The following is a 12,707-nucleotide window of genomic DNA, read 5'->3' on the forward strand; positions in this document are numbered from 1 at the left end:
ACGCAGATCAGGCTTTGGAGAGCAGTTTCAGTGCGGCGCGAATACCGTCCGACACTCCGATGTCTGCCGGCAGGTTCTTGAGCGCCGCGGCGGCTTCCTTTTCGTTGTAACCAAGCGCCAGCAGGGCGTGCACGATGTCGCTCTGCGCGTTACCCACGGCTATTGCACCGCTCGCCACTCCGGGCAGGGTCTTGGCGAGCTTGTCACGCAATTCCAGCAACAAGCGCTCCGCTGTCTTCTTGCCGATGCCCGGAATCTTGGTCAGGCGGCCGCTCTCCTGCAGCGCCACGGCCTGCGTAAGCTCTGCCACCGACAACCCCGACAGCACAGCCAGCGCCGTACGCGCGCCGATACCCGAAATCTTGAGCAGCTGACGGAAGGCTGCGCGCTCATCCTCGGTGCCAAAGCCATAGAGGATGTGCGCGTCTTCACGCACAACCAGATGCGTCGCAAGGCTCACGCGCTCACCCGTGCCGGGCAGGTTGTAGAAGGTGCTCATGGGCACCTCGACTTCGTAGCCGACACCGCCCACGTCGAGCAGGATCTGCGGCGGGTTCTTTTCGAGCAGGCTGCCAGTCAGACGACCAATCATTGTTTATCCACCGGATGAGCAAGGAATTCGGGCAAGGCTTCGGCACGTGCCGAGAAGGCACTCAACGCAGGGTAACGCGCCGCGTCGCTGAGACCGGGCTGCGCATACTGGTTGAAACCCCAGGCGACGGCAAGCGTAATGTCAGCCAGCGTCAGCCTATCGCCCAGCAACCAGGGCGAGGCCTGCGCCGCAGCAGGTTCGAGCAGGCCCCAGGCCTCGGCGAGTTGGCCGCGCACGCGCGCGAGCCAGCCTTCATACTGCTTGTCTGCGGGCCGTAGTTGGGTTTCGTAGAGATGCTGCACGGTCTTCTCGCAGGCAATCAGTGCAATGCCCATCAGCTGCCACACGCGACGACGCTGCAGCGGGTCCTGCGGCAGCAAAGTCTTGTCCGGCGCCAGCGTGGTGAGGTAATCGAGGATCAGGCCGCTGTCGTTGAGGACCTCGCCGTCATCGCAAACCAGCACGGGCACCTTGAGCAAGGGGCTGATGGGCCGGAACCGGTCGATCTGCCGCAGGATGGAAATCGAGCGATGCTCGAATGGCAGGCCCATGATCGTGGCGGCAATCGCCACGCGCCGCACATAGGGCGAATCCAGCATGCCGATGATCTGCATTACGACTCCTTTGCAGCGGCAGCGTCTTCGAGATGAATCTCGATGCGCTCTTTGCCGCGTCCGACATTCTTGCGCTTGAGCCGCAATACGCCCACCTCGCCCGTGCGGCGAAGATGCGTGCCACCACAGGGCACACGCGCCAAGCCCGGAACCTCCCAGTAGCGGCGCTCGTCGGCTTCGTCCGAGAACGCACTGAGGATGGGCGTATCCGCGTCGATGATGGCTTGCGCTTCGGCCAGCAAGCGCGGAAACAGCGGCGAAATGTTCTCAGGCCAGTCGAAGTCGATACGCGCCTTCTCCTGCGCGATGTGGGCGCCGATTTTCTCGACACGCTTGTTCGCGCTCTGTAGCGCGCGGCAGGTCAGCTCCAGCACCAGCTCAGCAGCAAAATGCAGGCGCATCAAACGATAGCGGCGCCCCCAGTCGATCTCGACGCGCACCGCATCGCCGGCTTGCAAGCCATGACCGGGCGGGAGTGTGTAGAAAATCTCGTGACCCTCCTTGCGCGCCTCCAGCACGAGGCGCCCGGCGATCGTTCCCGTGTCGCTCTCCTGCCCGCCCGAGAAGGCGTAGAAGATCGTATCGACCAGCGTCAGCACGTCGCCCTGCGCGCTGGCGACATGCGTATCGAGCTGTGTGCAGTAGGGGTCTACCCAGAAGTGCTTGCGCACGCTCACGACGGTGGCCTCAGCCATCCAGCGCTACGAGTACGTGCTTGAGCGAATCCACGACCGGCACGCCAAGACGACGGATATCGAGGTCAGGCTTCAGCAGATCAGGGACCATGACTGTCTGCATGCTCGCCGAAACGGCCGCGCGCACGCCCGCATTCGAATCTTCGAGTGCGAGGCAGCGCGAGGGCTGCGCGCCGATCTTGCTCGCAGCCAGTTCATAGATCTCGGGGTGCGGTTTGCCGCGCACGACCTCGTCACCACAGGCCAGGGCCTTGAAGTGCGGCATCAGCTGCGCGCGGATCAGCTTGGCTTCCGCACGGACACGACGCGTCGAGGTCGCCACGGCGCAGGGAATACGCAGTGCCTCGCAGCGCGCCAGCAGCTCGCGCACGAAAGGTTTGCACGGAATCCCGCCCGCCGTGATCGTCGCCTCGTAGAGCTCGCCGAAACGCTCACGCAGGGCATCGACCGGGTAATCCTCACCGAAGGCCTTGAGAAGGATGCCGTTCGAGTCGCGTGAGTTGAGGCCCACCATCTGCAAGCCGACGGCCGCATCCCAGCGCACACCGAGTTCCTGCGCTGCCTGTGCGAAGAGCGCAAGCGATACGCGCTCTGAATCGAGCAGCAGTCCGTCCATGTCAAAGATGATCGCCTCGGGGCGTCTGAGTTGCAGCGCCATCACGCGCCCTCCATTACAAACACAGGTTCGATGCCAAGCGCACGCAACGCCGCCTCCTGTCGCTCGCGCAGCTGCGGCCATTCCGTGTGGATGATGGAAAACTGCAGCGAATCGCGGATGCGGCCATCGGCCATGATGCGTTCGTGCCGCGCGACCCCTTCTTCCGTCGCACCGATCTTGCGCAAGGCCGCTGCCGAACGCAGGTTGAGCACGTCGGTCTGAAAGTGTACGCGTATGCACTGCATGTGCTCGAAAGCGTAGCGCAGCATCAGGTACTTGGCCTCGGCGTTGACGAAGCTGCCGTGCCAGCGCGAAGCCAGCCAGGTGTGGCCGATCTCGCATTTGCGATTGCCAGGCTCGATGCGCCAGAAGCGTGTGCTCCCCACAATCTCACCGCTGTCACGCAACGTGGTCGCGAACGGCCGCATGTGTCCGGCCGCCAGGCCGGCGTTCGCCTGTTCGATGTACTGCGCCATGCCCGACGCAGCAGGAATGTTGGTCAGCCGCGCGGCCTCCTGCAATCCGTCGGACGCTGCCAGCGCCAGGCCATCGGCATACTCCGGTGCGATGGGCCGCAGCGCAACGCGCTGACCGACAAGGGCGAGTGGCGTCATCACAGCAGCACGATGTCGTACTGTTCCTGCGTGTAGCTGGACTCGGCATGCAATGAGATGGCGCGGCCGATGAAGTCCTGCAGCATGGCGATGGCCTGCGACTCTTCGTCAAGAAAGAGATCGACCACCGAGGGCGACGCCAGAATGCGGAACTCTCGGGCGTTGAACTGGCGCGCCTCGCGCACCAGCTCGCGCAGTATTTCGTACGCCACCGTACGCACGGTCTTCACCTCGCCGCGGCCGCCGCAAGTCGGGCAGGGCTCGCACAGCACGTGGGCGAGCGATTCGCGTGTGCGCTTGCGTGTCATCTCGACAAGACCCAGCGAGGTGAAGCCGCCGACCGACACCTTGGTGTGGTCACGCGAGAGCGCCTTGTTGAGCTCGGCCAGCACAGCCACGCGATGCTCTTCGCTCTCCATGTCGATGAAGTCGAGCAGGATGATGCCGCCGAGGTTGCGCAGTCGAAGCTGGCGGGCTATCGCCTGTGCAGCTTCGAGATTGGTCTTGAAGATGGTGTCGTCGAAGGTGCGCGCGCCGACGAAGCCGCCGGTATTGACGTCGATGGTCGTCAGCGCTTCCGTCTGATCGATGATGAGGTAACCCCCGCTCTTGAGATCGACACGTCGCGCGAGTGCCTTCTGTATCTCGTCCTCGACACCGTGCAGGTCGAACAGCGGGCGCGCCCCCTGGTAGTGATCGAGCAGGTGCGCGACGCGCGGCATGTACTCGGTGGAGAACGCGCTCATCTTCTGGAAGTTCTCGCGCGAGTCGATGACCACGCGTGCGGTCTCCTTGCTGACGAGATCACGCAGCACACGCTGTGCCAGCGTGAGGTCGTGGTACAGCGCCGAGGGGGGTGTCGCAGCAGTACGGCGCTGCTGGATCTCGGCCCACAGCTTGCGCAGGTAGGCGATGTCCGCCGTCAGCTCTTCATCGCTGGCCTGCTCGGCCTGGGTGCGGACGATGAAGCCGCCTTTCTCATCCTCAGGCATCAGGCGCTGCAGGCGGGCGCGCAAGGCGTCGCGCTCGGATTCGTTCTCGATGCGCTGCGAAATGCCGATGTGATGGTCCTGCGGCAGGTAGACCAGCAGGCGGCCGGCCAGCGACAGCTGCGTCGACAATCGTGCACCCTTGGTGCCGATGGGATCCTTGAGCACCTGCACCATGATGCCCTGCCCCTCGTGCAGGATGCGCTCGATGGGCTTCTGCGTCTCGCCGTGCTGGCGATCGATCCAGATATCGGCGACATGCAGGAAGGCCGTGCGCTCGAGACCGACCTCGATGAAGGCCGACTGCATGCCGGGCAGCACGCGTACGACCTTGCCCAGGTAAATGTTGCCGACGATGCCGCGCGAGTGCTCACGCTCGATGTGCAGCTCCTGCACCTGACCGTTGAACATCTGTGCCACCCGCGTCTCCTGCGGGGTGAAGTTGATGAGGTATTCCTCGCTCATGATGGGTTTCCGGAAGGGTTGAATTGGGTCGTTGCCCTGATTCTACCGGGATGCCCGGGCCACGAAGAGGCGCAATGCGGCGGGTATCATGCGCACTTCGGATGGGAGGGCTCGTGGCGGACGAATTTGATGTGGCAGTGATTGGCGCAGGCGCTGCCGGCATGATGTGCGCCGCTGTGGCCGGCCAGCGCGGCCGCCGCGTCGTACTCATCGACCACGCGGAAGTCATCGGCGAAAAGATCCGCATCTCGGGCGGCGGCCGCTGCAACTTCACCAACCTCGGTGCGGGTCCGACCAACTTCCTGTCCGACAACCCGCACTTCTGCCGCTCGGCCCTGTCGCGCTACACCCCGCAGGACTTCCTCAAGCTCATCGGCTCGTATGGCATCCGCTGGCACGAGAAGCACAAGGGTCAGCTGTTCTGCAACGAATCAGCTCAGCAGATCATCGACATGCTGATTGCCGAATGCGATCAGGGTGGCGTGGTCTGGCACCAGCCTTGCAAGGTCGAGGCCCTGCGCCCGGAAGCGGGCCGCTGGCGGCTGGAAACCAGCGGCGACGCAATCGACGTGGCTGCAGTGGTGATTGCCACGGGCGGCTTGTCGATCCCCAAGATAGGCGCCACCGACTTCGGCCACCGCATCGCCCGCCAGCTCGGCATCCCCCTCATCGCCCCACGCCCTGCCCTCGTACCGCTGACCTTCGACGCCAGCGAATGGGCGCCCTTCGTACCGCTCGCCGGTGCTTCGCTGGAAGTCGACGCACGCTGCAACGATGGCGAATTCCGCGAAGACCTGCTGTTCACGCATCGCGGCCTGTCCGGCCCGGCAATCCTGCAGATTTCGAGCTACTGGCAGCCTGGCGACAGCATCCGGATCGACCTCGCCCCAGGCAGACGGCTTGACGAAACCCTGGTGCAAGCCAAGCCTGGCAACAAGCAGCATGTGCAGAATGTGCTCGCGCAGTACCTGCCACGCCGCCTCGCTGAAGCCTGGGCAGAGCGCCACGGGCTCACCGGCAAACCGCTCGCCGACTGCGCGGACAAAGCCCTGAGATCGCTCGCCAATGCGCTGCACAACTGGCAGCTGACGCCGAACGGATCAGAGGGCTACCGCAAGGCCGAAGTCACGCGCGGCGGCATCGACACGCGTGCGTTGGACCAGAGGACGATGATGGCCCGCGCCCACCCCGGCCTGCACTTCGTCGGCGAGGTGATGGATGTGACCGGCTGGCTGGGCGGCTACAACTTCCAGTGGGCCTGGGCGAGCGGTTTCGCTGCGGGCCAGGCCGTGTAGCCGTCGTCAGCGGTGATACTGCAGCAGCCAGTCATAGATGCTCTGTGAGTAAGCGGTGCGCCCGCTCGTCACCGTTGTGCCCATGCCGCTGAGGCTGTAGGTGCGCGTCCAGGCATCGTGGGTCACCCCGGTGAATTCGGTAAATCGCGGCGCCACGAGCGGCGCGGGGCTGCAGGCATTGAGGTTGTCGAAGGCAACCTTCGAGTTGTTCGAAGTCACCGTCGTGTCCGATGCACCATGGAAGAACCACACCGGCACGTTCTTCCAGCCACAGGCCGCTGCGGTGTTGAAGCTGTAGACGGCCGAGATGGGGATGACGGCCGCCGCCTCCCCGCCGGCATAGGTGTCGAGGTACTTGTAGAGCGGACCGCCCCCGCCAGACAGCCCCGTCAGATAGATGCGTGTCGCATCGACCTTGTAGTTGGCCTTGGCAAACTGGATGAAGTCATGCACATGCTGCGCCGTGCGCGTGCTCCAGTTCATCTGCGGCGACAGGACGATGAAGCGATGCGCCGCATCCCACTGATCGGCGCCGACCTGCTTGGGCAGACCATTGTTGTCGACCTTGACGATGTCCGTGCTGTTGCCTGTGCCCTGCTCGCCATCGCCGTGAAACGCGATGATCAGCGGCCAGCTCGCCACGCTGGCGTAGGTGGGCGGCACATACTCCGCGTAACCCAGCACCTGCGCCGCACAGGTGGTACCGGCGGCCAGAAGGCGTTGGCTGCCCGGCGTAGGTGCAATCGCAGGACTGCACGCGACCACCGCGCTGCTGGAGCTGGAGCTGGAGCTGGAGCTGGAGCTACTGCTACTGCTACTGCTACTGCTACTGCTACTGCTACTGCTACTGCTACTGCTACTGCTACTGCTACTGCTACTGCTTGCAGAGGTTGTAGACGACACCGACGACGATGAAGACGCAGCACTGCTGGCAGCGCTGCTCGACGCTTTGCTGGAGGCCGCACTGCTGGACGCAAGGCTAGACGACGCAGCGGTCGAACTGGCCGCGCCACCCGCCGATGTTGCCCCACCGCCTCCGCCCCCACCGCAGGCCACCAGCGCCAGCGATCCCAGAAAGGGAACGCAAAACCGGGCAGTCAGGCGAACACACAATGACAAGCTGGCTGGCATGGCGCAAAACCGATTGATGGCAAGCCATGCACTGTGGTGCAAGCCCACCGCCGCTGCCAATGCCTGACCGACCAGCGGGCAAGACACGACGCCATGAGCGCCCTCTCTTGCCATCAGGATGTGCCGAGTGACGGAACGCAACGCGCTAGAATGGTGACCTCTGCCGCCGTTCGACCCCCTCCCGGAGACCTCATGAACACCTCCTCCCCATTGCGCCATCTGCGCAACGCGCTTGTTGCTTCGTCCCTGCTGTGCACTGCCTCAATCAGCCAGGCCACCACCTACAGCAATCTGGTCGTCTTCGGCGACAGCCTGTCCGACCCCGGCAACGCACTGGCTCTGACCGGCGGCCTGTTCCCGCCCGCGCCATACAGCGGCACCTTCTCCAACGGCCCGACGGCCGTGCAATACCTCGCGACTTCACTGGGCGTCAGCGCGCAGAACTACGCCGTCGGCGGCGCCATGACCAACACACAGAATTACCTCGCGCTCGACATCCCGTCGCTCGCACCGACACTCGGCAACACCGGCATTGCCTCGCAGATCGCCAGCTGGAGCCCGTCTGCGAGCACCGCCAGCAGCCTGTTCGTCATCTGGGGCGGACCGAACGACTTCTCCTACAACTTCGGTCTGGCCGCAGCCGGCGTCAGCGTGGACTTCAACGCCGTCGTTGCACAAACCATTGGCAACATCGCCAGCGGCATCACCACACTGGCCGCACAAGGGGCGCATGACTTCCTCATCCCCTACCTGCCCGACCTCGGCCTGACCCCGCGCGCCAGTGCCAATGGCGCCGGCTTCGCATCCTTCGCCTCGATGCTCAGCAGCGCTTACAACGCCGGCCTCGATGCCACGCTGGACAGTCTGGAAACCGGTCTCGGACTCACCATCCACCGCTTCGACACCGCGCAGTACATGCAGGGCATCATCGCCGATCCCGCCTCGGTCGGCCTCAGCAACGTCACCACGCCCTGCATCGCGGCCGGTGCTGCAACCATCGCCGGTGGTTGTGCGGGCTACCTGTACTTCGACGACATCCACCCGACGACCTACGCGCATGCACTGATTGGCGCCGAGTTCGCGCAAGCCGTGCCAGAACCGGCAAGCGTGCTGATGATGCTGGGCGGACTAGGATTGATGGGGCTACTTGCGCGCCGCCGGCTCAACTGAATCGCGCCTTCCAGAAAAAAGCCCGGCACGCCGGGCTTTTTCATTCCGCAAAGCGCAGCACCCTCAAGACTTCAGTGCAGCCAGCACGGCGGTATTGTCCCGGGCGATAGACCGGATAATGGCGTTGTAGATGCCGGGCATGTCGCGCTCCATCCCACCCTTCATTCCCGACATGATCGTACCAGGGACGTCTTTCCTGCCCTTCAGCGTCGTCTCGAACAATTTCTTCCCGCCTTTGTCGAGCACTTCGACCAGCAAGGCATATTCGAACTCCGCATTCTGATAGCCCGCAAACACCCACTCCTGAATCGTGACGCGCAGCTCCTTCTGACCTGCTGTCGCCTCTGCGTACCCCAGGCTGACCAACTCCTGCTTCAGATCTTTGGCAATCTGCGCCGCCAAGGGCACGTTATCCAGATTCATCACACTCCAGCGATTGCCCAACCCCGCGGTGTACGAACCGACATACGCGGCGTCTTTCTCGCCTTTCAGGACGAAGTCACGCTTATCGGAGACCGCAACCGTCACAACAACACCGTTCGCAGGCAGTTGGGAAGCCGCAGGCACATAGTTCACGCTGAGTTGCTGTCCCACCATACAGCCGGACAGTAGTAGCGCTGCGGACAAAAGCATGACAATCCTGATGATCATAAAAACCCCTGTTTCATGGCGATTAAATTGACTTTCCGGCAAGTGGACTTGCCCGTCTTCACAAGCCCGCGGATCGTACCCGAATGCACGGTCAGGCATACGGCATGAATGGGCTGACGCTGTCCGGCGCCAAACTTTCCTGACAGACCCGCTGCTCACCTTCAAACAGAACAACACCCCCGCCAGGCAACCGGGACGAAGGGTTGCTCGCCACCCCCGATTTCCCGAAGCTCCCGGCTGCGCGGGCCACCCGTTCCTCGACGGCACACCCCCGACGACCGCTGTGCATGCATGGCTTGACGGCACGACGCCCGCCGCGCCAAGGTTGCGCCGCAGCATCGCTCGTTCCGTGTTGCACCGGCGCAACACGGAACCGGGAACACGTCACACCCCGTTTGCGGGCGTCATGCCCGGATCATGACGACTTGCTAGACTCGCGCGGCCGCACGCGCCGCGTCGGCGCAAGTCGTCATTCATAACGGGGATTACATGAAGAATTTCGCCAGCGTTTATCGCAACGCCCTGCTGTCCTGCCTGCTTGCAGCAAGCACGCTGCTGACGGGCTGTATCTCTGCGCCGCAACTGCCCGTGCCGCTCACGCAATCGGCCCTCGCGCCGAACAGCGGCAAGGTGGGCGTCGCCATGGCCGTCCTGCCCAAGGTCGAAACGAGCTACCCGGGCGCTGGCTGCCTGCTGTGCTACGCCGCGGCGGCTGCGGCCAATGCTTCGCTCTCCAGCCACGCCGACACCCTCAAGCCCGATGACTTCAACACGCTGAAAGAAGAAGTCGCCGCCGTGCTGAAGGCGCGCGGCGTGGATGTCGTGATCGTGCCTGCCGTGCTGGCCATCAAGGATCTGCCCTCGTTCAGCGCCGAAGGCAATTTCGCGCGCAAGGACTTCGCCAGCCTCAAGCAGAAGCTGGGCGTCGACCGCCTGGTGGTCATCAACATCACCGAGCTGGGCTTCATCCGCACCTATGCCAATTACTTCCCGACCAGCGACCCCAAGGCCTACGTCGTCGGCCAGAGCTTCCTCGTGAACCTCAGCAACAACGCGCTGGACTGGTACACCCCGCTGGATCTGCAGAAAGGTTCGGACAGCAAGTGGGATGAGCCGCCCAAGTTCCCCGGCCTGACCAATGCGTACTACCAGGTCGTCGAGCTGACCAAGGACGCCATCCTCAAGCCCCTCAAGAAGTAATCGCCACACAACGCGCACCGCAGTCCGGGTGCGCGTTTTTCTTGTCCGGCCCCCAAGGAGCGCCCCATGAAGACCCTGATCACCCTGTTGCGCGGCAGCCTCTGCGGCGCAATCGCCCTGCTTGCCGCTGGCTGCGCCCAGACCTCCGGCCCGGCCAGTGAAACGCTCGCTCCACCCAAACCACGCCCAACCGGCTACGCCCTGCGTCTGGCCGAAGAGGACAAGCTGATCTTCCGCGGCGTCGCCAATTACGACAACGCCGGACTGAACAGGCACGGCGTGCTTTACGGGCCAGGCCCGATCGGCTTTGCAGCAGGGCTGCTGGTGCACGGTCTGATTGTGAATTCGACGCGCGAGTCGGAGAAAGACAAGATCCAGGTCGCCGCCGACCAGATCCTCATTCCCTACAGGAAGACGCTCGACGGCATGCGCTACGCCGAGCTGATGCAACGCGCGCTGGCCACGCAGCCGGCAGCCATCCCGGTGCGGGTGATTCCCCACGCGGCCGAATCGACCGCCGAGTGGACGATCGAAAGCACGCCCGTGTTCTCGATGACACAAGACCAGAAAGCCCTGTTGCTGGACAACTACATCATCGTCAAACAGGCCGGCGCCAAGGCCGAAGAGGGCTATGCGAAGCTGATCCGCGTCGTGCATGAAGGCCTGCCCAAAGATCCGCAGGAAACCTGGCTCGCCGACAACGGCGCCATGCTCGCCGCGCGCACGACGCAACTGATGGTCGAGTCACTCGACATCGCCCTGCGCGACCTGACTGGTCAGCTCAAGAACCGCGGCGCGTCGAAAACCTACCGCTACATGGAAGGCGGCTCGGAGAAGCTGGAGCGCGCACAGTTCGTGCGCCAGGATTGCCGTAGCGTGCTTGTCGAGACCCTGCGTGGCGCGCTGATGTCCATCCCGCAAGCGCCGACCGGCGAACTCGCCGCCACTTGCGCAAGCAGTGCCCCTGCCCCCAACGCTGGATCAGATGCACCTCGGCCACCCGCAAGCTGACGCCACCCAGGCCCGGTGACCGCCGGGCTTTTTTGTCAGCCGCTTGCACGACTGAGGGCTTGCCGCACTGTCAATGCGGAACGCGGTCGACAAGAATCGCAGCACATCGTTGCAGAGGCCCCCATGCCCCACGCCCTCCTCGCCCTCGACCAGGGCACCACCAGCTCACGCGCCATCGTTTTCGATGCCGACTGCCGCGTGCTGTCCATTGCGCAACAGGAGTTGCCGCAAAACTATCCTCAGCCCGGCTGGGTAGAGCATGACGCGAAGGAGATCTGGCGCGGACAACTGGCCTGTGCGCAGCAAGCCATCGCGCAGGCGGGGCTGACGGCGCAGGGCATTGCCGCCATCGGCATCACCAACCAGCGCGAGACAACGGTGCTGTGGGATCGCGCAACGGGCGAGCCGCTTGCGCCTGCCATAGTCTGGCAGGATCGGCGCACTGCGTCGCTGTGCAGCGAGTTGAAAGCGGCGGAGCATGAGGCACTGTTCCGCCAGCGCACGGGCCTGGTACTCGACCCGTATTTTTCGGGCACCAAGCTGCGCTGGCTGCTCGATACGATCCCTGACGCGCGGCGACGCGCCGAGCGCTGCGAGTTGGCCTTCGGCACCATCGACAGCTGGCTGGTGTGGCAGCTCACGGGCGGGCGCGTGCATGTCAGCGACATCAGCAATGCTTCGCGCACGCTGATGTGCAACATCCACACCGGGGACTGGGATGACGAATTGCTCGCCATCCTCGCCATCCCGCGCGCCGTGCTGCCACGCATCTGCCGTTCAAGCGAGGTGATTGCCGAGACGGATGCGTCGTTGTTTGGCGCACCGGTCCGCATCGCAGGCATCGCCGGCGACCAGCAGGCCGCACTGTTCGGGCAGACCTGCTTTGCCCCGGGGCGCGTCAAGAACACCTATGGCACGGGTTGCTTCGCTCTGGCGCATACGGGACGCGAGGCGCCGGCCTCACGACACGGTCTCATCACCACGCGCGCAGCGCAGCTCGACAACACGGCAGGCTTTGCGCTCGAAGGCAGCGTCTTCGTCGGCGGTGCCGTTGTTCAATGGCTGCGCGACGGGCTGGGTCTGATCCGCAGCGCAGCCGATATCGAGGCCCTGGCTGCGTCGGTGCCCGACACGGGCGGCGTGCACCTTGTGCCGGCTTTCACCGGGCTTGGTGCGCCGTACTGGAATGCGGATGCGCGCGGCGCCATCGTCGGGCTCACTCGTGGCAGCGGCGCCGCCCATATCGCACGTGCCGCGCTGGAATCCATCGCGCTGCAGTCTGCCGAACTGGTGCTCGCCATGCAGGCTGACAGCCCGCAGGCGATGAGCGAGCTGCGCGTCGACGGTGGTGCCTGCGCCAACAACCTGCTGATGCAGATGCAGGCCGACCTGCTGGGCATTCCGGTCGTGAGGCCGGTCGTGCAGGAGACGACGGCGCTGGGGGCTGCGGCGCTGGCGGGGTTGGCCGTGGGGGTATGGCCGGATGCCACGGCTTTCGCATCGAGCTGGCAGTGCGAACGCGTCTTCACGCCCGCCATCAGCCGCGATGAAGCGGCAACGCGCCTCGCCAGCTGGCGTAGCGCCGTGCAACGCACGCTCTGAAAAGCAGGGACTGCAAACAA

At 64.2% G+C, this 12,707-nt stretch carries 14 protein-coding genes; 6 read left to right on the top strand and 8 right to left on the bottom strand.

The window, feature by feature from the left end:
- Positions 1–7: 7 nt before the first annotated feature.
- The 6 genes from ruvA to rng are packed head-to-tail and all read right to left on the bottom strand — an operon-like array spanning position 8 to position 4,627.
- Positions 8–592: a Holliday junction branch migration protein RuvA gene (gene ruvA, locus ABEA02_RS09185; RefSeq protein WP_345532610.1), complete on the bottom strand. Its 585-nt coding sequence runs from the start codon at positions 590–592 to the stop codon at positions 8–10.
- Positions 589–1,206 carry a glutathione S-transferase family protein gene (locus ABEA02_RS09190; RefSeq protein ID WP_345532611.1) on the bottom strand — a complete coding sequence of 206 codons (618 nt, stop codon included), beginning with the start codon at positions 1,204–1,206 and terminating at the stop codon, positions 589–591. Before ABEA02_RS09190 ends, ruvA begins: the two co-directional genes overlap by 4 nt.
- Entirely contained in the window at positions 1,206–1,901 is a 696-nt protein-coding gene (locus ABEA02_RS09195; protein ID WP_345532612.1) for an alanyl-tRNA editing protein, read from the bottom strand. Before ABEA02_RS09195 ends, ABEA02_RS09190 begins: the two co-directional genes overlap by 1 nt.
- Complete coding sequence (locus ABEA02_RS09200; RefSeq protein WP_345532613.1) at positions 1,894–2,559, bottom strand: HAD family hydrolase; 666 nt, start codon at positions 2,557–2,559, stop codon at positions 1,894–1,896. The genes ABEA02_RS09195 and ABEA02_RS09200 overlap by 8 nt, the downstream gene beginning before the upstream one ends.
- The gene (locus ABEA02_RS09205; RefSeq protein WP_345532614.1) at positions 2,559–3,173 is read right to left on the bottom strand and encodes a GNAT family N-acetyltransferase; all 615 of its coding nucleotides are present in this window, start codon (positions 3,171–3,173) and stop codon (positions 2,559–2,561) included. Before ABEA02_RS09205 ends, ABEA02_RS09200 begins: the two co-directional genes overlap by 1 nt.
- Entirely contained in the window at positions 3,173–4,627 is a 1,455-nt protein-coding gene (gene rng, locus ABEA02_RS09210; RefSeq protein ID WP_345532615.1) for a ribonuclease G, read from the bottom strand. The genes ABEA02_RS09205 and rng overlap by 1 nt, the downstream gene beginning before the upstream one ends.
- Before the next feature lie 113 nt (positions 4,628–4,740).
- Between rng and ABEA02_RS09215 the strand changes: the two genes are divergently transcribed.
- Positions 4,741–5,922 (top strand): BaiN/RdsA family NAD(P)/FAD-dependent oxidoreductase, encoded by a 1,182-nt coding sequence (locus ABEA02_RS09215; RefSeq protein WP_345532616.1) that lies wholly within the window; start codon positions 4,741–4,743, stop codon positions 5,920–5,922.
- 6 nt (positions 5,923–5,928) lie between these two features.
- Here ABEA02_RS09215 and ABEA02_RS09220 read toward each other — a convergent pair whose 3' ends face one another.
- Positions 5,929–6,606: a carboxylesterase family protein gene (locus ABEA02_RS09220; protein WP_345532617.1), complete on the bottom strand. Its 678-nt coding sequence runs from the start codon at positions 6,604–6,606 to the stop codon at positions 5,929–5,931.
- Between the two features lie 13 nt (positions 6,607–6,619).
- Between ABEA02_RS09220 and ABEA02_RS09225 the strand changes: the two genes are divergently transcribed.
- Positions 6,620–7,120 carry a hypothetical protein gene (locus tag ABEA02_RS09225; protein ID WP_345532618.1) on the top strand — a complete coding sequence of 167 codons (501 nt, stop codon included), beginning with the start codon at positions 6,620–6,622 and terminating at the stop codon, positions 7,118–7,120.
- A gap of 125 nt (positions 7,121–7,245) precedes the next feature.
- Positions 7,246–8,223: an SGNH/GDSL hydrolase family protein gene (locus ABEA02_RS09230; protein ID WP_345532619.1), complete on the top strand. Its 978-nt coding sequence runs from the start codon at positions 7,246–7,248 to the stop codon at positions 8,221–8,223.
- Between the two features lie 63 nt (positions 8,224–8,286).
- On the opposite strand, the gene ABEA02_RS09235 is transcribed toward ABEA02_RS09230, so the two are convergent.
- On the bottom strand, positions 8,287–8,874 hold the full coding sequence (locus ABEA02_RS09235) for a YajG family lipoprotein (protein WP_345532620.1): 588 nt from the start codon (positions 8,872–8,874) through the stop codon (positions 8,287–8,289).
- 489 nt (positions 8,875–9,363) lie between these two features.
- On the opposite strand from ABEA02_RS09235, the gene ABEA02_RS09240 reads away from it, so the two are divergent.
- The 3 genes from ABEA02_RS09240 to glpK all read left to right on the top strand — a co-directional run bounded on the left by ABEA02_RS09240 (position 9,364) and on the right by glpK (position 12,687).
- Positions 9,364–10,074 carry a hypothetical protein gene (locus tag ABEA02_RS09240; protein WP_345532621.1) on the top strand — a complete coding sequence of 237 codons (711 nt, stop codon included), beginning with the start codon at positions 9,364–9,366 and terminating at the stop codon, positions 10,072–10,074.
- Positions 10,075–10,140: 66 nt separating this feature from the next.
- Entirely contained in the window at positions 10,141–11,085 is a 945-nt protein-coding gene (locus ABEA02_RS09245) for a hypothetical protein (protein WP_345532622.1), read from the top strand.
- A 123-nt stretch (positions 11,086–11,208) separates the two neighbouring features.
- Positions 11,209–12,687: a glycerol kinase GlpK gene (gene glpK, locus ABEA02_RS09250; protein ID WP_345532623.1), complete on the top strand. Its 1,479-nt coding sequence runs from the start codon at positions 11,209–11,211 to the stop codon at positions 12,685–12,687.
- The last annotated feature ends 20 nt before the right edge of the window (positions 12,688–12,707 follow it).

The sequence above is a fragment of the Viridibacterium curvum genome (assembly GCF_039544165.1).
Classification (GTDB): domain Bacteria; phylum Pseudomonadota; class Gammaproteobacteria; order Burkholderiales; family Rhodocyclaceae; genus Viridibacterium; species Viridibacterium curvum.

Coding starts and splice junctions, on each gene's coding strand:
- ABEA02_RS09230 (WP_345532619.1), top strand. CDS start 7,246: ATGAACACCTCCTCCCCATTGCGCCATCTGCGCAACGCGCTTGTTGCT.
- ABEA02_RS09205 (WP_345532614.1), bottom strand. CDS start 3,173: ATGACGCCACTCGCCCTTGTCGGTCAGCGCGTTGCGCTGCGGCCCATC.
- ABEA02_RS09245 (WP_345532622.1), top strand. CDS start 10,141: ATGAAGACCCTGATCACCCTGTTGCGCGGCAGCCTCTGCGGCGCAATC.
- ruvA (WP_345532610.1), bottom strand. CDS start 592: ATGATTGGTCGTCTGACTGGCAGCCTGCTCGAAAAGAACCCGCCGCAG.
- ABEA02_RS09240 (WP_345532621.1), top strand. CDS start 9,364: ATGAAGAATTTCGCCAGCGTTTATCGCAACGCCCTGCTGTCCTGCCTG.
- ABEA02_RS09235 (WP_345532620.1), bottom strand. CDS start 8,874: ATGATCATCAGGATTGTCATGCTTTTGTCCGCAGCGCTACTACTGTCC.
- ABEA02_RS09195 (WP_345532612.1), bottom strand. CDS start 1,901: ATGGCTGAGGCCACCGTCGTGAGCGTGCGCAAGCACTTCTGGGTAGAC.
- rng (WP_345532615.1), bottom strand. CDS start 4,627: ATGAGCGAGGAATACCTCATCAACTTCACCCCGCAGGAGACGCGGGTG.
- ABEA02_RS09190 (WP_345532611.1), bottom strand. CDS start 1,206: ATGCAGATCATCGGCATGCTGGATTCGCCCTATGTGCGGCGCGTGGCG.
- glpK (WP_345532623.1), top strand. CDS start 11,209: ATGCCCCACGCCCTCCTCGCCCTCGACCAGGGCACCACCAGCTCACGC.
- ABEA02_RS09200 (WP_345532613.1), bottom strand. CDS start 2,559: ATGGCGCTGCAACTCAGACGCCCCGAGGCGATCATCTTTGACATGGAC.